General features: G+C 68.7%; 19 protein-coding genes. 9 read left to right on the forward strand and 10 right to left on the reverse strand.

Annotated elements, in window-relative coordinates; genetic code table 11:
• The first annotated feature begins 51 nt into the window (after window positions 1-51).
• Both G9U51_RS15870 and G9U51_RS15875 read left to right on the forward strand, forming a co-directional pair.
• Complete coding sequence (locus tag G9U51_RS15870; RefSeq protein ID WP_166198336.1) at window positions 52-759, forward strand: GNAT family N-acetyltransferase; 708 nt, start codon at window positions 52-54, stop codon at window positions 757-759.
• Window positions 756-1,346 carry an MOSC domain-containing protein gene (locus G9U51_RS15875; RefSeq protein ID WP_166198338.1) on the forward strand — a complete coding sequence of 197 codons (591 nt, stop codon included), beginning with the start codon at window positions 756-758 and terminating at the stop codon, window positions 1,344-1,346. Before G9U51_RS15870 ends, G9U51_RS15875 begins: the two co-directional genes overlap by 4 nt.
• Window positions 1,347-1,495: 149 nt before the next feature.
• Here G9U51_RS15875 and bioD read toward each other — a convergent pair whose 3' ends face one another.
• The 6 genes from bioD to bioB all read right to left on the reverse strand — a co-directional run bounded on the left by bioD (window position 1,496) and on the right by bioB (window position 7,124).
• Window positions 1,496-2,185 (reverse strand): dethiobiotin synthase, encoded by a 690-nt coding sequence (gene bioD / locus G9U51_RS15880; protein WP_166198340.1) that lies wholly within the window; start codon window positions 2,183-2,185, stop codon window positions 1,496-1,498.
• On the reverse strand, window positions 2,182-3,282 hold the full coding sequence (locus G9U51_RS15885) for an aminotransferase class I/II-fold pyridoxal phosphate-dependent enzyme (RefSeq protein ID WP_166198342.1): 1,101 nt from the start codon (window positions 3,280-3,282) through the stop codon (window positions 2,182-2,184). The genes bioD and G9U51_RS15885 overlap by 4 nt, the downstream gene beginning before the upstream one ends.
• Window positions 3,279-4,829, reverse strand: a complete 1,551-nt coding sequence (locus tag G9U51_RS15890; RefSeq protein WP_166198344.1) for an aspartate aminotransferase family protein — start codon at window positions 4,827-4,829, stop codon at window positions 3,279-3,281. Before G9U51_RS15890 ends, G9U51_RS15885 begins: the two co-directional genes overlap by 4 nt.
• Before the next feature lie 63 nt (window positions 4,830-4,892).
• A complete protein-coding gene (locus tag G9U51_RS15895; protein ID WP_166198346.1) occupies window positions 4,893-5,813 on the reverse strand; it encodes a DUF4282 domain-containing protein in 921 nt (306 codons plus the stop codon).
• 64 nt (window positions 5,814-5,877) lie between these two features.
• Window positions 5,878-6,093 carry a biotin synthase auxiliary protein BsaP gene (gene bsaP, locus G9U51_RS15900; RefSeq protein WP_207948391.1) on the reverse strand — a complete coding sequence of 72 codons (216 nt, stop codon included), beginning with the start codon at window positions 6,091-6,093 and terminating at the stop codon, window positions 5,878-5,880.
• Window positions 6,090-7,124: a biotin synthase BioB gene (gene bioB, locus G9U51_RS15905; protein WP_166198348.1), complete on the reverse strand. Its 1,035-nt coding sequence runs from the start codon at window positions 7,122-7,124 to the stop codon at window positions 6,090-6,092. Before bioB ends, bsaP begins: the two co-directional genes overlap by 4 nt.
• Before the next feature lie 70 nt (window positions 7,125-7,194).
• Between bioB and argS the strand changes: the two genes are divergently transcribed.
• Window positions 7,195-8,952, forward strand: coding sequence for an arginine--tRNA ligase (gene argS / locus G9U51_RS15910; RefSeq protein ID WP_166198351.1), 1,758 nt, complete (start codon window positions 7,195-7,197; stop codon window positions 8,950-8,952).
• 371 nt (window positions 8,953-9,323) lie between these two features.
• The gene (locus tag G9U51_RS15915; protein ID WP_166198353.1) at window positions 9,324-10,184 is read left to right on the forward strand and encodes a DUF559 domain-containing protein; all 861 of its coding nucleotides are present in this window, start codon (window positions 9,324-9,326) and stop codon (window positions 10,182-10,184) included.
• A 222-nt stretch (window positions 10,185-10,406) separates the two neighbouring features.
• Here G9U51_RS15915 and G9U51_RS15920 read toward each other — a convergent pair whose 3' ends face one another.
• Together G9U51_RS15920 and galE are read right to left on the reverse strand one after the other, a co-directional pair.
• Complete coding sequence (locus G9U51_RS15920; RefSeq protein WP_166198355.1) at window positions 10,407-12,200, reverse strand: alpha/beta hydrolase; 1,794 nt, start codon at window positions 12,198-12,200, stop codon at window positions 10,407-10,409.
• Between the two features lie 438 nt (window positions 12,201-12,638).
• Window positions 12,639-13,652, reverse strand: a complete 1,014-nt coding sequence (galE, locus tag G9U51_RS15925) for a UDP-glucose 4-epimerase GalE (protein ID WP_166198357.1) — start codon at window positions 13,650-13,652, stop codon at window positions 12,639-12,641.
• Window positions 13,653-13,683: 31 nt separating this feature from the next.
• Between galE and G9U51_RS17940 the strand changes: the two genes are divergently transcribed.
• Complete coding sequence (locus G9U51_RS17940; RefSeq protein WP_166198359.1) at window positions 13,684-14,247, forward strand: DivIVA domain-containing protein; 564 nt, start codon at window positions 13,684-13,686, stop codon at window positions 14,245-14,247.
• A gap of 314 nt (window positions 14,248-14,561) precedes the next feature.
• On the opposite strand, the gene G9U51_RS15935 is transcribed toward G9U51_RS17940, so the two are convergent.
• The gene (locus tag G9U51_RS15935) at window positions 14,562-15,875 is read right to left on the reverse strand and encodes a phenylacetate--CoA ligase family protein (RefSeq protein WP_166198361.1); all 1,314 of its coding nucleotides are present in this window, start codon (window positions 15,873-15,875) and stop codon (window positions 14,562-14,564) included.
• The gene (gene paaI / locus G9U51_RS15940; protein ID WP_207948392.1) at window positions 15,872-16,294 is read right to left on the reverse strand and encodes a hydroxyphenylacetyl-CoA thioesterase PaaI; all 423 of its coding nucleotides are present in this window, start codon (window positions 16,292-16,294) and stop codon (window positions 15,872-15,874) included. Before paaI ends, G9U51_RS15935 begins: the two co-directional genes overlap by 4 nt.
• Before the next feature lie 146 nt (window positions 16,295-16,440).
• Between paaI and G9U51_RS15945 the strand changes: the two genes are divergently transcribed.
• From G9U51_RS15945 to G9U51_RS17130, 4 genes are all read left to right on the forward strand, one after another.
• Window positions 16,441-18,363 (forward strand): S53 family peptidase, encoded by a 1,923-nt coding sequence (locus G9U51_RS15945; protein ID WP_166198363.1) that lies wholly within the window; start codon window positions 16,441-16,443, stop codon window positions 18,361-18,363.
• A 724-nt stretch (window positions 18,364-19,087) separates the two neighbouring features.
• Window positions 19,088-20,929: a S53 family peptidase gene (locus tag G9U51_RS15950; protein ID WP_166198366.1), complete on the forward strand. Its 1,842-nt coding sequence runs from the start codon at window positions 19,088-19,090 to the stop codon at window positions 20,927-20,929.
• Between the two features lie 77 nt (window positions 20,930-21,006).
• Window positions 21,007-21,855: a L,D-transpeptidase gene (locus G9U51_RS15955; protein WP_166198368.1), complete on the forward strand. Its 849-nt coding sequence runs from the start codon at window positions 21,007-21,009 to the stop codon at window positions 21,853-21,855.
• Window positions 21,856-21,877: 22 nt separating this feature from the next.
• Window positions 21,878-22,717 carry a hypothetical protein gene (locus G9U51_RS17130; protein ID WP_207948393.1) on the forward strand — a complete coding sequence of 280 codons (840 nt, stop codon included), beginning with the start codon at window positions 21,878-21,880 and terminating at the stop codon, window positions 22,715-22,717.
• The last annotated feature ends 371 nt before the right edge of the window (window positions 22,718-23,088 follow it).

Consider the following 23,088-nt stretch of genomic DNA (forward strand, 5'->3'; position numbering starts at 1 on the left):
GAGACGCTAAGGCGTGCTGGTCGTTCGCCGCGACCGGATAACCTCGCTGGCGTGAGCGAGCGACGCAACGACCACGGTCAGCCGATCGGACCGCCGTTGCCCGGCTGGACCGAGCGCAGCTCGCCCTGCCCGGATGTGCTCAAGGGGACGTCGGTGCGGCTGGAAGCGCTCGACGCCCGTCACGTTCCGAGCCTGTTCGCGCACACCTGCGGGCCGGGCACTGAAGCGCGTTGGACCTACATGTCCGCCGGTCCGTTCGCCGACGAGGCGGGGTTCGCGGCCCACCTGCGGCCGATGCAGGCCGCCGGGACGTGGCCGCTCGCGATCGTCGACGCCGGCAGCGGGGACGCCCTGGGCATGGCGTGTTATCTGCGGATCAACACCCGTGACGGCGCCGCCGAAGTCGGGTCGATCATGTATGGCGAGTCGCTCGCCCGCACGCGCGGCGCCACCGAGGCGATGTATCTCATGGCGCGCCACCTCTTCGACGATCTGGGCTACCGGCGGTATGAGTGGAAATGCGATGCGCTCAACGCGCCGTCCCAGGCGGCCGCACTCCGGTTGGGGTTCCGGCCCGAGGGTGTCTGGCGCAACGCGGTCGTCTACAAGGGCCGCAGCCGGGACACAGCGTGGTTCGCGATGACCGACGAAGACTGGCGCACGCTGGCCCCGGCATACGGGCAGTGGCTTCGCGAGACTGAAGGCGATGTGCCGCAACGGAATTCGTTGATTTCGCTCATTGAAGCAGCACGCTCGTGACGGCGGTGGTCGAGGCGGTATGTCGGGACGGGATCCATCGGTTCTCCAAGACACCGGTCGGCTCGATCACGCTCGTCGCCCGGCTCGGCGTGGTCGGTGACGCCCACGCCGGCACGCTCGTGCAGCACCGCTCCCGGGTGCGCCGCGACCCCAATCAGCCGAACCTGCGACAGGTGCATCTCCTCCACGCCGAACTCTTCGACGAAGCGCGCGCGATGGGGTACGAACTCGCGGCCGGCGATCTCGGGGAAAATGTGCTGACCCGAGGCATCGACCTGCTGGGTCTGCCGACGGGGACGCTGCTCGGTCTCGGCGATGCGGTGGTGCGGCTCACCGGGTTGCGCAATCCGTGCCGGCAGATCAACGACTTCCAGCCGGGTCTGCTCAAGGTGGTGCTGTCGCGCGCCGATGGCACCCCGACCGACGTGCCCGCACCCTCGACGGCGTCACCGGAGATCGCGAAGGTGCAGCTGATCCGCAAGGCGGGCGTGATGGCGGTGGTCGAGCGCGGCGGCGACGTGCGACCGGGTCAGCCGATCGCGGTCACCCTGCCACCCGCACCCCACCAGCCTCTCCTCCCCGTCTGACCCTCGACGCTTCTATGTTCGTCAAGCGGCGGTGGCTGAGTAAGGCGCGAGGGACGAGCGCCGCATCGAAACCCGGTGCGCCACAACGAAAGGCCGGGGTCGTTATTGCCGCCGAAATCCTCTACTACGGGTGTAGGTGGTGCCGATGATCAGAGGTGGATCCAGGTGGGGGCGGCCGCCTGGAACTCGTCGGGCGCGAGGTCGGCGGCGCCGGCCGGGATCGCGCCGAGCAGCTGGCCGCCGGCAAGCTCGCGCAACTGCTCGACATTGGTCTGCGCCGCGAGATCCGGCTCGGCCGACGCCGCCCCGATGACCACGCCGACCAGGTCGAGTCTGCGCCGTTCCAACGCCTCCAAGGTCAGCGCCGTGTGGTTCAAGGTGCCCAGACCCTCACGGCATACGACAACGAAGCCCGCTCGAACTCCCTTGTCCCACAGCGTGATCGCGAAGTCGGCGAGCGTGCCACCAGCGAGGTCGAGCCGCACCAGCAAGCCTCCCGACCCCTCGGCCAGGATCACGTCGTAGTCACCCGCACGGGCGATCTCGGCGACCCGGGCCGCGTGCTCCTCGACCGTCGGTATGCCGACGCCGGCCCGTCGCGCTGCCACGTCCGGTGCCAGCGGCTCGGGCAGGCGCACGAACTCTTCGACGTCCACCGGTCCGGCGAGTCGACGCACCACGGCAACATCGCCGTCATCATCGGACGCCATACCCGTCTGCGCCAGCTTGACGACCAATACGCGCTGGCCCTGCGACCGCAGCGCAGCCGCGATGGCAGCCGTGGTGATCGTCTTGCCGATCTCGGTGTCGGTGCCGGTGATGCACAGCACGGACGTCATCGCACTACCTCCTGCACGACCGCACACGCACGGTCAATATCGTTGTCGGACAAGGCTGCCGACGCGGTGAACCGCAACCGGGAGATGCCGTCGGGTGTGGATGGTGGTCGGAAGCAGCCGATCGCGACACCGGCCGCCCGTGCCCGCTCGACCGCCGCTAGGGCTTCGGTGGGCCCGGGCATCGGCACCGACAGGACGGCACCGGCAGGCGCGACGACCCCGGCCGCGTCGGCCAGGCGACGCGCCACCGCACGCACCCGAGCAGGCCGCTCCGCGCCCATCGCTTCCAGAGCGGCTGCGGCGGCCGCGGCACTGGCTGGCGCAAGCCCGGTGTCGAAGATGTAGGGCCGTGCGGTGTTGACCAGGTGCTCTCGCACCAGCGCGCTGCCGATCACCGCACCCCCTTGTGCCGCAAGGGATTTCGACAAGCTGGTGGTCAGCACGATGTGGTCGCCAGCCAGTCCAGCGGCGCCGCCCTCGCCCCCAGGGCCGACCACGCCGAGCCCATGAGCTTCGTCGACGAGCAGCAGAGCGTCATACCGGAGCACGAGATCGGACAGGGCCGCCAGACCGGCGGCATCTCCGAGCACCGAAAACACCGACTCGACGATTACCAGCGCACGCGGCTCTGCGCGTTCGGCGAGCGCGACCTCGACGGCGGCCAGATCGAGATGCGGCACCACCTGCACGCGCCCCCGCGCCAGCCGGCACCCGTCCACGATCGAGGCGTGGTTGTGCGCGTCGGACACGATGAGCGTGTCCCCGTCGCCAAGCGCGGTGATCGCGGCGAGATTCGCGTGGTAGCCGGTCGAGCACACCAGCGCGGCCTCCCGTCCCGTATGCCGGGCGAGCGCTCGCTCGAGTTCGACGTGTACCGGCCAAGTGCCGCTCACCAGCCGTGATGCCCCGGCGCCGGGGCCGTATGCCGTGAGCGCTTCGTGCGCGGCGGCGAGCACGGCGGGGTGCTGACGCAGCCCGAGATAGTCGTTGCTGCACAAGTCGATCAGGCCCGGCGGAAGGATGCCGTCGCGTCGGGTCAGCCCACGCGAATGACGTTGCGCCGCAACGGATTTCAGGTGGTCGTCGAAGGCACTCATCGGCTTGCCCCCGCGGCAGCGAGGACGGAACCCGTGATGGCGGCGACGTCGGCGTCGGTGCAGACATACGGCGGCATCGTGTAGATCAGGTCGCGGAACGGGCGCAGCCAGACCCCGCGCTCAAGGGCCGCAGCCGAAGCCGCCGCGACATTGACCGGTCGGTCGAGCTGCACGACGCCGACCGCGCCGATCGTGCGGACATCGGCGACCTGCGGCAGGTCACGAGCCGGCGCGAGTCCGGCGGCGAGTCGGTCGCCGATCCGGTGCACCGGCTCCAAGCCGCGTGACAGCAACAGGTCGATGCTCGCGTTCGCGATCGCGCACGCCAGGGGGTTGGCCATGAAGGTCGGGCCATGCATCAGCGCACCCGCCGGTTCGGCGCTCACCGCCGCGGCGACGTCGGCCGAGCAGAGCACCGCGGCCATCGTCAGGTAGCCACCGGTCAGTGCCTTGCCGACGCACATGATGTCGGGCACCACACCGCAACGGTCGGCGGCCCACATCGTGCCGGTGCGCCCGAAGCCCGTTGCGATCTCGTCGAAAATCACCAGCGCCCCTGCTTCCCGAGCCAGGGACGCGAGCAGCCGGACGCACTCCGGCGGCCAGATCCGCATACCCCCGGCGCCCTGCAGCACCGGCTCCACGATCACGGCGGCGATGTCGTCGGCGTGCTGCGCGAAGAGCGCCCGCGTCTCGCGCTCCCACGCCGCCATCGCGTCCGCACCAGCGCACGACGGGTGGTGCGGATCTGCGGACGCGGCGGAACGGCCGGGGCCAGCGTCCGCACCAGCGCACGACGGGTGGTGCAGATCTGCGGACGCGGCGGGTATGCCGAGGCCAGCGTCCGCACCAGCGCACGACGGGTGGTGCGGATCTGCGGACGCGGCGGAACGGCCGGGGCCAGCGTCCGCACCAGCGAACGATGGGTGGTGCGGATCTGCGGACGCGGCGGGAGAGTCGGGGGAGACGACGCCACTCAGATCCTCGCCAAGACCCGCCGGCGGCAAGGGCGCGAACACCTGCTGCGGCAACACCCCGCGAAACAACGTGTGCATCCCGTTCACCGGATCGCACACGCTCATCGGCGCCAGCGTGTCGCCGTGATAGCCGCCGCGCACGGTGAACACCTTCGAGCGCGGACGCCCCGCCGCGGCGAACACCTGCCACGCCATCTTCAACGCAACTTCGACCGACACCGACCCCGAGTCGGCGAAGAAGACATGCTGCAGCGACGAGCCCGGCGCGAGGTCAATCAGCTTGTCCGCCAACGTGATTGCCGGCTCATGCGTCAGCCCGCCGAACATCACATGCGACATCCGCGCCAGCTGCGCGTGAGCTGCGGCGTCGAGCTCGGGCACGGCATACCCGTGGATCGCACACCACCACGACGACATCCCGTCGATGACCTCGCGAGCCGAGCCGTCCGGCATACGCACCCGCAACCGCACACCCGACGCGGACTCGACCAGCAGGGTCGGCGCAGGATTCAGCGCCGAGGCATAGGGATGCCACACGTGGTCGCGGTCGAAGGCCAGCAGGTCCTGCACCGCAGCATCCAACCAAGCAGAAGGCCCGGGTCGGAAATCCGGGCCTTCGACGATGAGACGACGTCAGTCGCGCCCCGCGATCTTGGCGACGTTGACGCACAGTTCGAGCACGATCCGCACAGACACCACGACGAACCCGACGAACGCCAGGTCAGTCAGGAAGTTCATCAGCGCGGTGCCGGTGCCGATGAAGTCGCTGCTGAAGTTGTAGACCATATTGCTCACCAGCCGCAGCACCGCCCACACCAGCGTCAGCGTGAACGCGATCGACGCCAGCGCACCGGTCAGCGACTTCTCAAACTTCAGGTCGCTGAACATGTCGCCGATGCCCGGCTTCTTCGGACCCTTCGCGACCTGCTGCTGCCCACCGAACTGCTGCCCCTGGTCGAAACCACCCTGCTGGTAACCACCCTGCTGGTAGCCGCCGGCCTGCTGGCCATAGCCGCCGCCATAGGCCGACTGCTGGCCCTGATCGAAGGACCCCTGCTCGTAGCCTTGGGAGCCGTAGCCACCCGTCGAGCCCTGCGCGCCGTAGCCACCGGTCGAGCCTTGCGTGCCGTATGCCGTCTGCTCACCCTGCGAGCCGAAACCGCCCTGCGAGTTTCGCGACCCGTATGCCGCCGCCTGCTCGCCCTGCTGGCCGAGCGAACCCTGCGAACCCTGGTCGTAGGAGCTCTGGGTTGCCGGCGAACCCCAGTCGCCCTGCTGGCCGAGCGAACCCTGCGAACCCTGCGAACCCTGCGACGCCTGGTCGAACGAACCCTGCGAACCCCCGTCATACGAGCCCTGCTCGGACGAACCCTGGTCATACGCACCGGGCGAGCTGGCCGCCTCCTGGCCGCCCGGCTGGCCCCACGCCGGCGACACCTGCGTCTGGTCGGAGGCCTCGGATGCGGAGTCGAAGTGCTGGCCGAGGCTGCCGCCGGAGTGGCCGGAGCCTTCCTGCTGGCCCTCGCTCCAGGAGCCGTTGGTCGGCTGGGACATGGTTCCTCCTGCTGTTGATGGTCAGGTCGGCGCGACCCATCGGCCGCAACGCACTGCCCCGAGACTAACCCGCGGGCGGGCCGGGAGCCTCGAGCCGTGAGCGCAGGTCTCCGTGCGCGACACAGGTCGCGGTCCAGCCCATCGGGGTGACCTGCACCTTCATCCGGCGTCGGCAGGCGGAGCAGAAGCGTGGCGGTTCGAGTCGCAGCGCCGCCGCGCATCGCTCGTGGGCACCGGCGTCGAGCGCCTCACCGCACCGCCCGCAGTAGATCGTGTTCACAAGGTCGCGTTCAGCGCCTTGATCGGCATCTGCAGTTCGTCCAGCAACTCCAGGTCCTCGCGCGGGTCGCGGCCGAGCGTGGTCAGGTAGTTGCCGACGATCACCGCGTTGATGCCGCCCAGCAGGCCCTCGCGGGTGCCGAGGTCGCCGAGCGTGAGCTCGCGGCCGCCGGCATACCGCAGGATCGTGCGCGGCAGCGCGAGGCGGAAGGCCGCGATCGTGCGCAAGGCGTCGCGCGAGTCCATCGGCTCCAGGTCGCCGAACGGCGTGCCCGGGCGCGGGTTGAGGAAGTTCAACGGCACCTCGTGCGGTTCGAGGGCGCCGAGCTCGGCGGCGAGTTCAGCGCGCTGCTCGAGCGTCTCGCCCATGCCGACCAGCCCACCGCAGCACAACTGCATGCCGGAGGCCTTGACCATGCGGCAGGTTTCGACCCGCTCGTCGTAGCTGTGCGTGGTGACGACCTGCGGGAAGTAGGAGCGCGCGGCTTCCAGGTTGTGGTTGTAACGGTGCACGCCCATCTCGACCAGCGCATCCACCTGGTCCTGGGTGAGCATGCCGAGCGAGGCGGCCACCTCGATGTCGACGGCCGCCTTGATCGCGGCGACCCCGTCGCGCATCTGCGACATCAACCGCTCGTCCGGCCCACGCACGGCCGCCACGATGCAGAACTCCGTGGCCCCGGTGGCTGCGGTCTGCTCCGCCGCCTTCACCAGCTCGGGGATGTTGAGCCACACCGAGCGCACCGGGGAGGTGAACTGCCCCGACTGGCTGCAGAAGTGGCAGTCCTCCGGGCAGCCGCCGGTCTTCAGCGACACGATGCCCTCGACCTCGACCTCGTCACCGTTGAACTTGCGGCGCACCTCGTGCGCGAGCGCCAACAGATCGGGGAGCAGTTCGTCCGGCGTACGCAGGATCTCGACGAGGTCGGCATACCCGAGGGGTTCACCGCGGACCAGGACGGTCTCGCGGGCGCGGTCAAGCACCTCACGAGCCGGATCGAGCACGGACGCGGGCGCGGTGGTCTCGCTCATGCCGCACGATTGTGGTGCACCCGGTCGGGTGCCGCGAGGCCGGGTGCCCGGGCGCCTCTAGGCTTGGCGCATGGTCGATCCCGCGCTCGCTCTCACCGTGTCCGTCCAGCAGGCGATGGGTGCGGCATTCGGGCGGGAGTATGCCGGGGCTGACCCCGTGGTCCGGCCGGCGAACAAGAAGCAGACCACCGCTGACCTGCAGGTCAACGCGGCGATGGCGCTCGCCAAGCAGGTCGGGCGGCCGCCGCGGGAGGTGGCCCAGGCGATCCTGGATCACCTCGATGACGATGGCCTGATCGCGGCCGCCGAGATCGCCGGCCCGGGGTTCATCAACGTGACGTTGTCGACCGACTGGATCGCCCGGCATACCTCCGACATGTTGGCCAGCGACCGGCTCGGCGTCGAAGCCGTCGAGCACCCCGAGCGGATCCCAGTCGACTATTCCTCGCCCAATGTCGCCAAGGAGATGCACGTCGGCCACCTGCGCACGACGGTCGTCGGCGACTCGCTCGTGCGCACGCTGGAGTTCCTCGGGCACGAGGTCTTCCGGCAGAACCACGTCGGCGACTGGGGCACACCCTTCGGCATGCTGATCGAGCACCTGCTCGAGGCCGGCGAGGACAGCGACGAGGCGCGGCTGCTCGAGGACGATCCCAACGAGTTCTACCAACACGCCAACGCGAAATTCAAAGCGGCAGAAGGCGATTCGGCCAACGACTTCGACGACCGGGCTCGCCGGCGGGTGACGCTGTTGCAAGGCGGCGATGCGGACACGATGCGCCATTGGGACGCGCTGATGGAGCGCTCCAAGGCGTATTTCAACAAGGTGTATGCCGAGCTCGATGTCACCCTGACCGACGACGACCTGTCCGGCGAATCGCAGTACAACGACGAGCTTGCCGAGATTTGCGACGACCTCGAGGCACGCGGCATCGCCCGGATCGACAACGGTGCGCTGTGCGTCTTCCTCGACGGCTTCGTGGGGCGCGACGACCAGCCGCTGCCGCTGATCATCCGCAAGTCCGACGGCGGCTATGGCTACGCCACCACCGATATCGCGACCGTGCGGCATTACTCGCGTGACCTGCTCGCCGATCGGGCGGTGTATGTCGTCGGCGCGACCCAGAACCTGCACTTCCGGATGGCCTGGGCAGCGGCCGACAAGGCCGGTTACATCCGCCCGGAGACCACCCCGATCCACGTGCAGATCGGCAACGTGCTCGGCAAGGACAGCAAGCTGCTGCGCACCCGCTCCGGCGACTCGATGAAGCTGCAGTATTTCGTCGACCAGGCGCTCGAGCGGGCGGCCACGGTGGTCGCCGAATCGCGCCCGGACCTGCCCGAGGACGTGCGCGCGACCATCGCCCAGCAGGTCGGCATCGGGGCGCTGAAGTATGCCGACCTGTCGGTCGCGCACGACAGCGAATACATCTTCGACCTCGACCGGATGCTGGCGCTGACGGGCAACACCGGTCCCTACCTGCAATACGCGACCGCGCGGATCCGCTCGATCCTCGGCCGCGCGGACGCGGTGGACCCCTCCGGCCCGATCGTGCTGACCGAGCCGGCCGAGCGGGCCTTGGCGTTGCGGCTGTTGGACTTTGGCGCGGTCGTGCATCAGGTCGGCGAGACGCTGCAACCGCACCGGCTGGCGGCATACCTGTTCGATCTGGCGCAGCATTTCACCGCGTTCTACGAGCAGTGCCCAGTGCTCAAGGCCGAGGATGCCGTGGTGCGCTCGTCGCGTCTGGCGCTATGCGCGCTGACCGAAAAGGTGCTGGTGCGCGGTCTGTCGCTGCTCGGCATCCAGGCTCCCGACCAGATGTAGTTTCTGCCAGCGTTACGGGTCCTGCGGTCACCGGCCCGAGGATGTCGCCATTGTGGAGACTTTTGGCGGGCCGAAGCGCAGCCGTGCCCCCGAAACCCGACATTCTGGAGACTTTTGGCGGGCCGGAGTGCAGCCGAACCCCCGAAACGTGACATTCTGGAGACTTTTGGTGGGCCGAAGCGCAGCCGGGCCCCCAAAACGCGACATTCTGGAGACTTTTGGTGGGCCGGTCGGGCGTCGGTGAGCACTGCGACGGGTGACATGTCGCTCAATCCGTCGGGTATGGCGGGTGGCCGGTTCGGGCGCCTGCCTATCCCCAGGGCTGTGGATAACTTCTGCACGGGCATGACGCTTTGGGGCACCGTCGTGGCATGGGTGATTTCGATCCGCGACGACCATTCCGTGCTCAGACCGCGGTGAAGCACGGCATTAGCAGGGCGCGCCTACGTTCGGCAGATTTTAAGCAGCTCATCCGTGGCTGCTATATCGAGTCCGGCACCTGCATCGACGTCGTGACCCGCGCCCAGGCAGCAGTGCTGATGGTGCCAGGGGCGGTGGTGAGCCACCACACCGCGATGACCATCTGGGGAGTGACAGTGCCCGCCCAGCGAATTCACCTGACCGTCCCGCCGCGACGACGCACAACCTTGCCCGAGGTTAGGCTCCACCGCCTCAAGGCCCGACCGCGCTACACGACTCGGCACGGGCTGCGCATCACCACCCCGATCCAGACCTTTGTTGACCTGGGCGGATACGTGGACGGAGCCGAACTCGTCGCTATCGCCGATCGGTTGCTTCGCCTGCGTCTGGTCACCTTGGCCGAACTCCGACAAGCCGCAGGGTCCGCTCGCGGTCAGCACTCCGCGGCGATCCGCGAGGCTGCCGCGCTCGCCCGGGAGGGGGTTGATTCGATGATGGAGAGCAAGCTGCGGATGGTCATCATTGGTGGCGGCCTGCCCGAACCGGAAGTGAACCACCGGATTGTGCGTGAGGATGGCAGCGTTCGCCGGCGAATTGAACTGGTTTACGCCGACCTCAAAATCGCCATCGAGTATGACGGTCGACACCACATCGACCGGCAGGCGCAATGGCAGGCCGACATACTGCGGCGCGAGGAACTTGAGGCCGAGGGGTGGAAGTTCATCGTCGTGACGAACGAAGATCTGCGTGACCCCGAGGCGCTCCTCGAGCGCATCCGCCGCGCCATTCGCGAGCGCACTCGGGCGGCCTAAGAAGGCGGCACTGAGCCACTCGCCATACCGCATCCGTAGGCACCGGCGGCGGTGTCGGCAGATCGCGCGCGCGCCTTCCGACATTGTGGAGACTTTTGGTGGCGCAGACCGCGTCCGGCCCGCCAAAAGTCTCCATAATGTCGACCTTCGCGGGCGGAGCCGGCCCAACGCGAACAGCGCCCGACCACGCAAGGTGACCGGGCGCCGGCGGCATACCTCGTCTTATTGCTTGGGGGTGCTCGGCGGGGTGAGCAGCTTCTCCAGGATCGCCTGCAGGGCAGCGAGCAGCGCCTTCTTCCAGCCCGGCGTCGTGTCCTGCGGCATCGGCAGCTTCTGCCCCTCCGGCACCGTCCCGATCGGGTAGACCTGCTGGTCGGCCGGCAGCGGGATGGCCGGGCAGACGGTGTCGCCACCGGGCAGCGTGCCCTTCGACAAGAAGCCGTACGCCTGCTGCTCGACGCACAGGTTGCCGGCGCCGAGCACCGCACCGTGGTTGCCCTGGTCGTCGACCGACAGCAGCCGCGTATTGCCCGAAGCCTTGTGCGCCTGCACTGCCCCCTCGTATGCCGTGGCCGGGTCGGCTTCGGTCTGCACCATCAGGATCGGTGCGGCCTTGGTGGTGTCGACCTTGATCTGCGGCGTCTTGTATGGCCAGTAGGCGCACGGCGAGGTGAGACCACCCCAGCCGACGAGCGGGTACTTCTCACCGTCCTTCTTGCCCTGCGTGGCATAGGACGACTCATCCGAGCTCCACGGGGTGTCATTGCAGGTCACCGCCATGAAGACGGTGTTCTGCGAGCGCTCGTCGTCGGTGACGCGGCCCTGTGAGGCGAGCGCGCTCTCGGCGGTGCGCAGCGCCCGCTGGTCGCCGTTTCGGGCGTCGTTGAGCAGCGCGATGAGCGCACCCGCAGTCTTGAACCCGCGGTCGGTGTAGAGCGATTGCGCCACGACGTTGTCGATCAGGTCGGGATAGAACCGGCCGAGTTTGCCGTCGCCGGCGGCGGTGCGCACCGCTTCGTAGGTCTTGCCGACGTCCTCCTTGGACGAGCCGAGCCCGTAGGTCGAATCACGCCGGGCCAGCCACGGCAGCAACTGGTCTTCGAACCGACGCTGGAAGGCCATCGGCTGCATCCCGAAGCTGGTCTGGAAGCTTGAGGTGAAGGCGGTGTTGCTGTCGAGCACGAACCGCCCGACCTGCTTGGGGAAGAGCGTCGCGTAACGCGCACCCAGCCACGTGCCGGCGCTCACGCCGTAGTAGTCGACGGTGTCGACCTTGAGCAGCCGGCGGACCAGGTCGTGGTCGCGAGCGACATTGTCGGTGGTGATGTAGGGCAGGTAGTCGCCGTATTTCGCGACGCACCGGTCGACCGTCTTCTTGGTCGCCTGCTGCATTTGCTTGAGGTCCGCGTCCGACGGGTTGCGCGAGTCCTTCACGTCGGCTGCGTAATAAGCGCACGGCACCTGGGTGCTGCCACCGACCCCGCGCGGGTCGACGCCGATCACGTCGTCCTGTTCACCGAGCGGCGACAGCGCCGCGGTGACCACCGAGAACGCACCGGCTGGCCCACCCGGTCCGCCGGGGTTGGTCATCAGCACGCGCGGCGTCCCCGACGGTTTCGCCGCCTTGGTGCGGGTGACCAGCACGGTGATATTGCCCTTGCTCGGGTTGTCGTAGTCCTTGGGCACGGTGACCTTGGCGCAGGTCGTGCGCGCGTTGATCGCGGCGAAATCGCGCAGGCTGAACGAGTTGAGCCCCTGCACATCCGGCGTGCAGTTGGCCTTGCTCCAGTTGAGCGTCTGGGAGGTGTATGCCGACAGGTCCGCGCCGTTCGTGGATAACTCACCGGGCGTGAAACTGCTGGCCTGGATGCCCGACTTCGGGCTGGCGGTCTTCGAGGGGCCGGACCCGGACCCTGCGGGCGGCTTCACACTGGCGCCGGGCGTGCACGCGGCCATCGTGGTGACGAGGGCGAGCGCCGTAGTGGCGGTCAGGGCCTTGGTGGCGCGGCGGGTCATCGGGGCTCTCCTCGGATTGCGGACCAGGTCACTATGCAGCAGACGGCCTGGTCGGCGCACGGGTTCCGCCACCGGGTCGGGGCCGTGGGGCTGGCGCGCGTGTGTCCGCGTGTGCGGACGAGCGGTGGTGCGTTGCTGCGAACGCGTTCGTATGCCGGGGCGCGTGTGTCCGCGTGTGCGGAGCAATGGTGGTGCGGATCTGCGGACGCGTTCGTATGCCGGGGCGCGTGTGTCCGCGTGTGCGGAGCAATGGTGGTGCGGATCTGCGGACGCGTTCGTATGCCGGGGCGGGTGTGTCCGCGTGTGCGCACGAGCGGTGGTGCGTTGCTGCGGACGCGTTCGTATGCCGGGGCGCGCGTGTCCGCGTGTGCGAAGCAATGGTGGTGCGGATCTGCGGACGCGGCGGTATGCCGTCCCGCCCCGAGCCCCAGCGCAGACTCAGCCCGGGTAGCCCTCCGGATTTTGCGACTGCCACCGCCAGGTGTCGGCGCACATGTCGTCGATGGTGCGGGTCGCCTGCCAGCCGAGTTCGGCGTGAGCGCGGGAGGGGTCGGCATACGACACGGCGACGTCACCGGCGCGACGCGGGGCGATTTCATAGGGCAACTCGCGCCCGACGGCGCGGGAGAACGCGGCGAGCAGTTGCAGCACCGAGGTGGGACGGCCGGTGCCGAGGTTCCAGGTGCCGACCGGTTCGTCCATCGTGCCGAGCCGGTTCAGCGCGGCGATGTGGCCGGCGGCGAGGTCTTCGACGTGGATGTAGTCCCGCTCGCCGGTGCCGTCGGCGGTGGGGTAGTCGTCGCCGAACACACTGAGCTTGTCGCGGCGGCCGACCGCCACCTGGGCGATGAACGGCATCAGGTTGTTGGGGATGCCCTGCGGGTCCTCGCCGATCGTGCCGGAGGCGTGCGCGCCGACCGGGTTGAAATAGCGCAACAGCCCGATCCGCATCTCCGGATCGGCGACGGCGACATCGCGCAGGATCTGCTCCTGCATCACCTTGGTCCAGCCGTAGGGATTGGTGGCCGAGGTGGGCCGGTCCTCGGTCGCACCGTCCTGGTCGGTGCCGTAGACCGTGGCGGAGGAGGAGAACACCAGCTTGCGCACACCGTGCCGGCGCATCGCGCGCACGAGGGAGAAGGTCGAGCCGAGGTTGTTCTCGTAATACTCCAGCGGCTTCTCGACGCTCTCGCCGACGGCCTTGAACCCGGCGAAGTGGATCACCGCGTCGATGTCCTGATCGGCGAAGAGGTGCTCGGTCTTGTCCTGGTCGGTGAGGTCAAAGGCGTGCAGCTCCAACGGTTTTCCCGTCAGCGCCTCGATCCGGCCGACGACGCTCGGCTTGGAATTGGCGAAGTCGTCGACGACGACGACGTCGTGGCCGGCGGCGGTCAGCTGGATGACGGTGTGGGAGCCGATATAGCCGGCGCCACCGGAGACGAGGACACGCATGAGCGCAACTGTACGGTGCAACAATCGGGGGGTGACTGCCGTTCCGTGGACGCCGACGCACGTGGCCCTGCTGCAGCGATCCGACCTGCCGACCGGGCGGGGCGGTTATGTGTTCGAGGACGTCGACCGCTGGATCGAACACGCGCAGGCGCTGATGGCCGCCGGCCGGGTGGTGCCGCCGTTGTCGACCGGTGCGTTGCGCCGCACCAAGATGCGCGAGGGCTACCAGCCGGAGGCGGTCGAGGCGCTCGCCGCGCATATCGCCGAGTGGCAGCGCAATCTGCAGCTTGCGAGCGCGACGCCGGCAGCCCCCGTCGCTGCCGAGGAGCCCGCCCGCCGGTTGCGCTGGACCCCGCAGCAGATCGACTGGGTGCGCGAGTCGACCTTCGGCGTGCGTCGCGGAGGTCGGGCGTATGTCGAAGCCGAGGTCGACACCTTCCTCGACGACGTGCTGGTCGCGATGACCAAGGGCGAACCGCTCCCGTCGATCGACGCGGTCCGGTTCTTCCTCGCTCGCCGTGGCGCTCGCGGGTATGACGCCCACGACGTCGACACCTTCCTCGACGACCTCAAACGCCTCCGCCCCGCCCAGTAGCGCACTGGATGTCGGCGGCGTAAGGGCTCACTGAGACTGGCCACGAGGTCTCGCACGGCTAGCGCTGCCCGCGCCAGGGCTATCGGCAGTCCAGCACAGATGATTATTCAGTTGGAAGGTCTCGACATAATGGCGACTTTTGTCAGCCGGGATAGTCGGTGGGGGCGATTTCAGCCGGGAGTCTCGACATAGTGGCGACTTTTGTCAGCCGGGATGGTTGGTGGGGGCGATTTCAGCCGGGAGTCTCGACATAATGGCGACTTTTGTCGGTCGGGATCTGGTGTCATTGAGCGACCTTCGAAGGGGTGAAAGCGTCACCGCTGGTCGAGGATGCGGCGGGCCTTGCCAACGGAGCGCTCGATGCCGCCTTCGGGCAGCACCTCCACCCGCGCCGAGCTGCCGATCCGGGCCTTGATGGTTCGCGCCAACTCCGCGCCCAGGTCCGCACGCCGCGCTTCTGACAATCCAGGCGCGCCCTCGACCCGCACGGTCAACTCATCCAGCCGGTCGGGGCGGGTCAGCACGCACTGGAAGTGCGGGGTCAGCCCCGGCATACCGAGCACGATCTCCTCGATCTGGGTGGGGAACACGTTGACGCCACGCACGATCATCAGGTCGTCCGTGCGGCCGGTGACCTTCTCCATCCGCCGCATCCCCGGCCGGGCTGTTCCGGGCAGCAACCGGGTCAGGTCGCGGGTGCGATAGCGCAGGATCGGCAGCGCCTGCTTGGTGAGCGAGGTGAACACCAGCTCACCGACCTCACCGTCGGCCACCGGCTGCTCGGTGATCGGGTCGATCACCTCCGGATAGAAGTGGTCCTCCCAGATGTGCAGGCCGTCCTTGGTCGCCACGCATTCCTGCGCGACACCCGGGCCCATCACCTCCGACAGTCCGTAGATGTCGACCGCGTGCATCCCGGCTCGCTGCTCGATCTCGGCGCGCATGGCGTCGGTCCACGGCTCCGCGCCGAAAACCCCCACCGCCAGCGGCAACTCCCGCGGGTCGATGCCGCGCGCGGTCATCTCGTCCAGGACGGCCAAGAAGTATGACGGGGTCACCATGATCCCGCGTGCGCCGAAGTCCCGCAGCAGCTCGATCTGCTTGTCGGTCTGCCCTCCCGACATCGGAATCACGGTGCAGCCCAAGCGTTCTGCGCCATAGTGTGCCCCGAGCCCGCCGGTGAACAGCCCGTAGCCATAGGACACCTGCACCAGGTCCCCAGGACGTATGCCGGCCGCCACCAGTGACCGTGCGACCAGACTCGCCCAGGTGTCGATGTCGGCTCGGGTGTACCCGACGACGGTGGCCTTGCCGGTTGTCCCGCTGGAGGCATGCACCCGCACCACCCCTTCGCGAGGGACGGCGAACATCCCGAAGGGGTAGTTGTCGCGCAGGTCCGCCTTGGTGGTGAACGGCAGCAACTGCAGATCGTCCAGCGACCGGATCTCGGAGGGGTGAACGCCCTTGTCGGCCAACGCTTTTCGATAGTGCGGCACATGCTCATACGCCCGTGCCACCGTCTCCTGCAGTCGCGCCAGCTGATGCGCCCGCAGTTCGTCGACCGACCAGCGCTCTGCTGGATCGAGCAGGGCAGTGTCGTCCGAGATCGACGGCAGGTCGATGCTCATGACCGGGCACCAATGGCACGCGACCGACCACGGAACTCCGCGAGCACGGCCCCGTCCGCCTCCCGGCATACGGTCACGTCGGTGATTCCGTTGCGGCCGTAGCGAGTTCGTTCGGTCGCCTCGGCGACCAGCACGTCACCCAACCGGCCGGCGGCCACGAAGTTGATCTCCGCGCCGGAGGCGACGGTGAGCGATCCGCCCGCATTGCAGGCCAGCGCGAAGGTCGAGTCGGCGAAGGTGAACAGATAACCGCCGTGCTGGATGTCGTGCCCGTTGACCTGGGTGTCAGTGACCGTCATCCGGGTGCGGGCGTGGCCGAGCCCGTCCGTGACGCCGACGTCGAGCAACTCGATGCCCAGCGCGCGGGAGGCGGCATCCGATTCCCACATCCGCCGGACATGGGCCAAGTCCTCGGCCATGTCGCGATCGTGTCACACGCATCGATCCACGACGAGCACCGATTCTTTACCTGGGCCTGGGTGACGTGGCTCTCACCGACCGGTAGCGTCGCACCCCGGGGCAGGCGGGAGCGCTCCTCGAGTCATCGAATCTCATCGGAGGAACAATGAAACGACGCAAGGTAGCGGTGCTGGCCGCTGCGACCACGGCGCTGTCCGTGATCCCAGGCGCGGCCGCGATGGCCGCTGGGGACGGCAGCACGGTGTTGTCCAACTCGGGGGTCGTCACGAACACTCCGGGAGCCCGCGTGCTGGGCGCCGCCCCAGCCACCGACGCGATGTCCGTCACGCTGCAGTTGCCGATGCGCAATGTCGCGCGTGCCAACCAGCTGGTCGCCAAGGGCACGGTGCTCACGCCGGCCCAGTACCGCGCGCAGTTCGGCGCATCCGAGGCCCAGCTGCGCAAGGTGAGTCAGTGGGCCGCCAAGCAGGGCCTGCGCGTGACGAGCGTTAGCGCCGACTCCGGCCAGGTCTCGGTCGCCGGTTCGGTCGCCACCGTCAACAAGGCGTTCAAGGTCTCGATGAAGCGCGCCACGCTGAATGGCGTGCGCGGCCTCGCCGTCGACCGCAGCCCCTCGGTGCCCTCGTCGCTCGGCCTGAGCGGTGTCGCCGGCCTGAACACGCTGCACCGGATGACCACCAAGAATGCGACGCCGAAGCTCGCCAAGGGGCTGTCCAAGACGGCGTCCGGCGGCATGAAGTCAGGCGCCCGCGGCATCAACACGCCGAACGCCAATGGGGCGACCGACGGCAGCGCCGCGTGTGCGCCCTACTGGGGTGACCACTTGCTGGTCGGCGGTGCGGGCAAGAAGTACGCGCAGCAGTCCAACTTCCTGTGCGGCTACCAGCCCAAGGACCTCGGCCGGATGTATGGCGTGACGTCCGCCCAGAGCAAGTCGCCGACGATCGGCATCCTGCTGTGGGGCAACGACCCGAACATGCTGTCGCTGACCAACAGCTACATGCAGTCCAAGGGCTTCCCGATCCTGCCGGCCTCGAACTACTCGACCGTTGTCGCGGCGCCCAACGCACAGATGCAGGACTGCGGCCCGAACGACGTCATCGTGGAGCAGGCCCTCGACGTGCAGTCCTCGCACGCGATGGCACCGAACGCCAAGATCCAGTACTACGGCGCGGCGAGCTGCTATGACGACGCGTTGACCGCGAGCCTGCAGAAGATGGTGAGCGCCCACCAGGTCACCACCATCTCGATGTCCTTCGGCACCTCCTCCGACGTGGGCATGACCGCCGCCGACAAGGACCTCTGGGACCGCCCGATGCGGCAGGCCGCCCTCACCGGCATCTCGGTCTTCGCCTCCTCCGGTGACGACCAGGACAACTCCAGGATCCAGGGTGGCGACGGCCGTCCGCACGTCGGCTACCCGGCGAGCAGCTCGTTCGTCACCGCTGTCGGTGCGACCTCGGTCGGCATGACGTCGACCGGCGCGCAGCCGGTGGTCGCCGCCTGGGAGAACAGCTACTACACCCAGCCCTCGCCGACGAGCGGGCCCTTCGTCAACGTGACGGCGTCGGTCGGGTATGACGGCGGAGGCGGTGGCGCGTCGGCCGTGTCCGCGCAGCCGACCTGGCAGAAGGGCAAGGTGACCGGCTCGACCACCATGCGGATGGTCCCGGACGTCTCGGCGGTCGGTAACCCGTACACGGCCTACACCATCCGGGCGCGGTTCTACGACCCGGCGACCAACACGTTCACCACGTCGGACGAGGCCATCGGCGGCACCAGCCTGTCCTCGCCGGTGCTGGCGGCCGAGGTCGCTCTGGCCAAGGCGTACAACGGCTCGAGCATCGGCCTGGCGGCTCAGAAGATCTACTCGCTCATGGGCACCTCGGCGATCAAGGACGTCAACGCACCTCGCGTGGCCGGTGCAACCCTGCGCAGTCAGTCGGGCACGATCTACACCATCGGGTTCGATGACAAGCCGCTCAGCTTGCAGTCCGCGCCCGGTTGGGACAACGCCACCGGCGTGGGCACCCCGAACGGCTGGGCCTTCGTCACCGCGTTCAAATAAGCCGACGTCGTTCGGTATGCCGGCGCCGGTCACCCTTCGCGGGTGACCGGCGCCGTCGCGTTGCGCCCGTGATCATCGTCCACGCAGTGCGCCCCGACCGAGCCCGCGACCGTCTATCTGTTGTTGGCATGGGGCTGGGCAAATATTTACTGTCGGACCCCTGGCATGTCGCCGCGATGTGTGGCTAGAGTCACGCGGGGCGCAGGAGGTTCCTGGGACCAGGATCCGCTGCCCACGGCCCGTCATACGGGTGGTGGGACGTGCGCCAAACGATTACGGGGGTGATTGTGATGGTCTGTGCCGGGATACTCGGCGACGGCGACCATGGCTCAGTCAGCTCCGGCGGATCTGCGTCGGGCGAGTCTCACGGAGCCGACGCAGACGCGGTCTACGAGGGCACGATCACCCAAAGCGGCCTGACCTGCGTGGCGTTCCGGGCCGCGAACGGCACGGCATACGCCCTCACCGGAACTGGGGTGAGCGATCGGGTGCGGGCCCTCGCCGGTCACGGCGTCGCCACCGGAACCCTTGCGAACCGACAAACCGCCACCGTGACGGTGGTCGGCCACCCGGAGCCCCAGGCGCTGAGCACCTGCGGGCTTCCTGTGCTGGTGACCTCGTCGGTCACCGTTCACTCCGTCCAGGCCACCGGGCCACTCCCGGGGTCCACTGGCTGACGCCCGGCGTCAGCCGAATCACCACACCAATGAAGGGGAACAGGCAGATGAAGCGCACGCACGTCATGGCCGGCGTGGCCGCTGTGACCACGGCCGTAGGGCTCGTGGGCACCAGCTCCGCGTCAGCGGCAGGGTCGGGCAACGACGTCCGGCTGAACAACTCGGCGGTCCAGGCGACCGGGATGCGGCAGGGCGGCGCGCTCGCCGACTCGGCCGCCATGCAGCTGGTCTTCCAGCTCCCGCTGCGCAACCAGGCCCAGGCGCAGGCGATGCTCGCGCGTGGGCAGGTTGTCACGCCGGAGCAGTACAACGCGCTCTTCGGTGCCTCGCCGGCGGCGGTCAACAAGGTGAAGAATTGGGCCAAGAAGCAGGGTTACCGGGTCACCGCCGCGGACGCGGGCTCGGGCACCGTCACGGTGCTGACCGACGCCGGCACCGTCAACAAGACGCTCAAGGTCACCATGAAGCGGGCGACGCTGAACGGCGTCCGCGGCTTTGCCCCGAGCCAGTCCCCGGCCGTGCCCGCCTCGCTCGGGGTTGAGGCCGTCTCCGGCCTGTCCAGTCTGGCCCGTTTCAAGACCACTCCGCCGAGCCGCCCAGCCACCACGTTGCCGCGGGTGCTCGCCGGTGCTTCGCCGATGGTCGGTTCCACTGCCTGCGCGCAGTACTGGGGCCAGACCAACTACGTCTCGACCAGCAAGTGGCCCAACCGCAGCAACGTCCTGTGCGGCGACCTGAACACTGGTGGTTACAGTCCGCAAAGCATCGTGAAGATGTACGGCATGGCCGGCGCCGCGAGTGCCAAGCCGACCCTCGGCATCCTGTTGTGGGACAACGACCCCAACGCCGTGCCGAACGCCAACCAGATCGCCACCAAGTTCGGTTACAAGCAGCTCGCCACCACGCAGTATTCGACGCTGGTCGACCCGAAGAACGTCAAGATGGCCGACTGCGAATCCGGCTCGAAGGTGTATCCCGAGCAGAACCTCGACGTGCAGGCCTCGCACGCGATCGCCCCGAGCGCCAACATCCGTTACTTCGGCGCCGCGTCCTGCTACATGGACGACACCGGTGCGATGCTGCAGAAGGCCGTGACCGAGCACAAGGTCTCGACCATCTCGATGTCCTTCGGTCAGCAGGAGAACGGCTCGGTCATCCAGGCGGTCCAGTCGCTGTGGAACCGTGCGCTCAACCAGGCCGCGCTGACCGGCATCTCGGTCTTCGCGTCCTCGGGTGACAACGGCGGCTACACGACCAAGACCGTCAGCATCCCGGCGAGCTTCCCCCAGCTCACCGCCGTGGGTGGCACCTCGGTCGGCCTCAACTCCACCGGTGGCCGCGCGATGACTGCCGGCTGGGAGACCGACTTCTGGACCCAGCCCAACCCGGACAGCACCGCGGGCATCGCTCGCTCCGGCACCGACTTCCAGGGTGCGGGTGGCGGCAACAGCCGCTACTTTGCCCAGCCGAATTGGCAGAAGGGCGTCGTCTCCGGCACCACCCGTGCGCTGCCCGATGTGGCGGCGCTGGCTGACCCCTACACCGGCATGACGATGTACGCGAACGGCGCGCCCGGCGTGACCGGTGGCACCAGCCTGGCCTCTCCGCTCGTCGCGGCGATGGTCGGTGCCTCCAAGGCGATCACCGGACGCAAAACCGGCAACGCCGCGCTGTCGCTGTACAAGCTGCGCGGCTCGAGTGCGCTGCTCGACACCAACTACGCCGGCAAGGCAGCGGAACTGCTCGGCCAGGACAACTCCGGCAACCTGCTGTGGGCGGCCTTCGACGCCAACCCGGAGAACTATCTGGTCACCAAGGCCGGATGGGACAACGTGACCGGCGTCGGCGAGCCGTTCGGCCAGGCGTTCCTGACCGGTTTCGGCGGCTGAGGAAGCCATGATCTCGATCCGTGAGGTGGCGTGGACGGCTGTGCGCGCCACCTCACGGACGGGCAGGATGGGCGACGATGAACGCGACGACACGACGACTGGGCATCACGCTGGCCGGCGTGTTGCTTGGGTTCGCGCTGGTCGGTGCGCTGCTCGCCGCCTGTATGGCGAACTCCCGGCATACGGCCTCCGGACCGAGCGCGCCGGGGACGGCCTCGGCGACGGCAACGTCCACGCTGCCGCCGATCCCCGAGCCGAAGGTGTCGGACGCGGTCAAGGCCAAACTGCCGCGGGCGACAACGTCCGGGAAGGTGCCCACCGCGCCGATCGATCTCACCACCGGCAGCGGCGGCAAGGTCATCAAGGTCGGCACCGATCAGGTGGGCTTTGCCAGACCGGGCAGCACACCGATCACCTTCATCCCGGCGAGTCAGTTCGGCAGCGCGTTGTGGCTGCCGGTCATCACGAGCGAACGGGGCTGGGCGCAGGTGCGGCTCCCGTCGCGGCCGAACGGATCGACGGCCTGGATTCCGGAAGCCGACCGGTCGGTGGCGGTCACCGCCTGGCGGGTGTCGATCTCGCTCAGCAAGGACACGCTCACTATTTACCAGGGACAGAAGCAGACCGGCGAGTGGCCGATCGGCAAGGGCAAGAAGGGCACACCGACTCCCGTCGGGCAAACCTTCCTGCTCGCCGGATTCGTCGACCCGACCCAGAAGTTCTCCCCGGTGATCTATGCAACAGGTGCCCACTCGGACACCCTCGACACTTTCGGTGGCGGCCCCGGGACCGTCGCCGTGCACGGCTGGCCCACCGCGGTCGGTCGAACCGGCGAAGTCAGCCATGGCTGCGTTCGGGTCCCGGCGGAGGCGCTCACCGCCTTCGGCAAGCTGCCTGCGGGCACACCGATTGATATCTCTCGCTAGAACCCAGGAAGGGGAAACACCTATGAAGCGCAACTCCGCGCTCTTCGGCGCCTCGCTGGTGGCGGGCGTGGCGGCCGCGGCCGGCATGGTCGCGATCAGCACGTCCAGCTCCGCTGCCGTCTCGACGTATGGCGTCGCCTACTCGACCACCACCGACAGCAGCAGCTGGCGGACGGGTGCCGTCGCATCCAACGACGGCGTGTTCCGCGCGACCGCCGCTCCCGGAGCTGTGACGGGCTTCAGCATGCCGGACGCCGGTGTCTCAGGCATCAATGTGGCCGTCACCTGCTCCAGCGGCAAGGTCGTCACGACCGTCACCGGTGGCGGGGCCGCGGGTCAGCACGCCGCTGGCACCTCGGTGAGCGCGGCTGCGTTCACGGGCAACAGCAACCTGGTCGGCACCGTCTACTTCGGCTCGAAGACCATCGGCGGCGCGACCGTCGGTGCCTACTTCGACCTGACCGAGTCGGGCCTGGGCAACTACATCGCCCTCACCGGCATCTCGGGCTGCACCGCCGCCACTGGCACGTCGACGCCGACCGGCACGTCGACCCCGACCGGCACCTCCACGCCGACCGGCACCTCGACGCCGACGGGCACTGGCACCCCGACCGGCACGTCGACCCCGACCGGCACGTCGACCCCGACGGGCACGTCGACCCCGACGGGCACGTCGACGCCGACGGGCACCGGCTCGCCGACTGAGACCGGCACGCCGACCCCGACTGGCACCTCTACCCCGACCGAGACCGGCACGCCGACGCCGACTGGCACTGGCACGCCGACCGAGTCGCCGACGCCGACCCCGACGGAGCCACCGACCGGCACCCCGACCACGACGACCCTGCCGGTCACCGGCTGACGTCGTCTCGTCGCAACCACTGTGCCCTCCCCGGTCTGCCGGGGAGGGCACAGTCGCGTTCGGCGTGGAGTGGGCCGGTGCGCCTGACGGTCAGGGCTGGCTCTCACCTCGGCGTGTCGGCGTCGCCTGTTGGCCGCGACGCGCCGAGCACTCGCCTTTCCTCGGCGTGTCGGCGTCGCCTGTTGGCCGGGACGCGCCGAGCACGCGCCTTTCCTCGGCGTGTCGGCGTCGCCTGTTGGCCGCGACGCGCCGAGCACGCGCCTTTCCTCGGCGTGTCGGCGTCGCCTGTTGGCCGGGACGCACCGATGAGCCGGTGCGCCTGACGCTGGGCGTTGGCGTCGGGCGGTGGCAGGGGTTGCGGCGTGGGATGG

It is taken from the genome of Metallococcus carri (assembly GCF_011440275.1).
Taxonomy (GTDB): domain Bacteria; phylum Actinomycetota; class Actinomycetes; order Actinomycetales; family Dermatophilaceae; genus Metallococcus; species Metallococcus carri.

Coding starts and splice junctions, on each gene's coding strand:
- G9U51_RS17130 (WP_207948393.1), top strand. CDS start 21,878: ATGAAGCGCAACTCCGCGCTCTTCGGCGCCTCGCTGGTGGCGGGCGTG.
- G9U51_RS15935 (WP_166198361.1), bottom strand. CDS start 15,875: ATGAGCATCGACCTGCCGTCGATCTCGGACGACACTGCCCTGCTCGAT.
- G9U51_RS15945 (WP_166198363.1), top strand. CDS start 16,441: ATGAAACGACGCAAGGTAGCGGTGCTGGCCGCTGCGACCACGGCGCTG.
- G9U51_RS15885 (WP_166198342.1), bottom strand. CDS start 3,282: ATGAGTGCCTTCGACGACCACCTGAAATCCGTTGCGGCGCAACGTCAT.
- G9U51_RS15920 (WP_166198355.1), bottom strand. CDS start 12,200: ATGACCCGCCGCGCCACCAAGGCCCTGACCGCCACTACGGCGCTCGCC.
- paaI (WP_207948392.1), bottom strand. CDS start 16,294: ATGGCCGAGGACTTGGCCCATGTCCGGCGGATGTGGGAATCGGATGCC.
- G9U51_RS15950 (WP_166198366.1), top strand. CDS start 19,088: ATGAAGCGCACGCACGTCATGGCCGGCGTGGCCGCTGTGACCACGGCC.
- argS (WP_166198351.1), top strand. CDS start 7,195: ATGGTCGATCCCGCGCTCGCTCTCACCGTGTCCGTCCAGCAGGCGATG.
- galE (WP_166198357.1), bottom strand. CDS start 13,652: ATGCGTGTCCTCGTCTCCGGTGGCGCCGGCTATATCGGCTCCCACACC.
- G9U51_RS15895 (WP_166198346.1), bottom strand. CDS start 5,813: ATGTCCCAGCCGACCAACGGCTCCTGGAGCGAGGGCCAGCAGGAAGGC.
- G9U51_RS15915 (WP_166198353.1), top strand. CDS start 9,324: ATGGGTGATTTCGATCCGCGACGACCATTCCGTGCTCAGACCGCGGTG.
- bioB (WP_166198348.1), bottom strand. CDS start 7,124: ATGAGCGAGACCACCGCGCCCGCGTCCGTGCTCGATCCGGCTCGTGAG.
- bioD (WP_166198340.1), bottom strand. CDS start 2,185: ATGACGTCCGTGCTGTGCATCACCGGCACCGACACCGAGATCGGCAAG.
- G9U51_RS15955 (WP_166198368.1), top strand. CDS start 21,007: ATGAACGCGACGACACGACGACTGGGCATCACGCTGGCCGGCGTGTTG.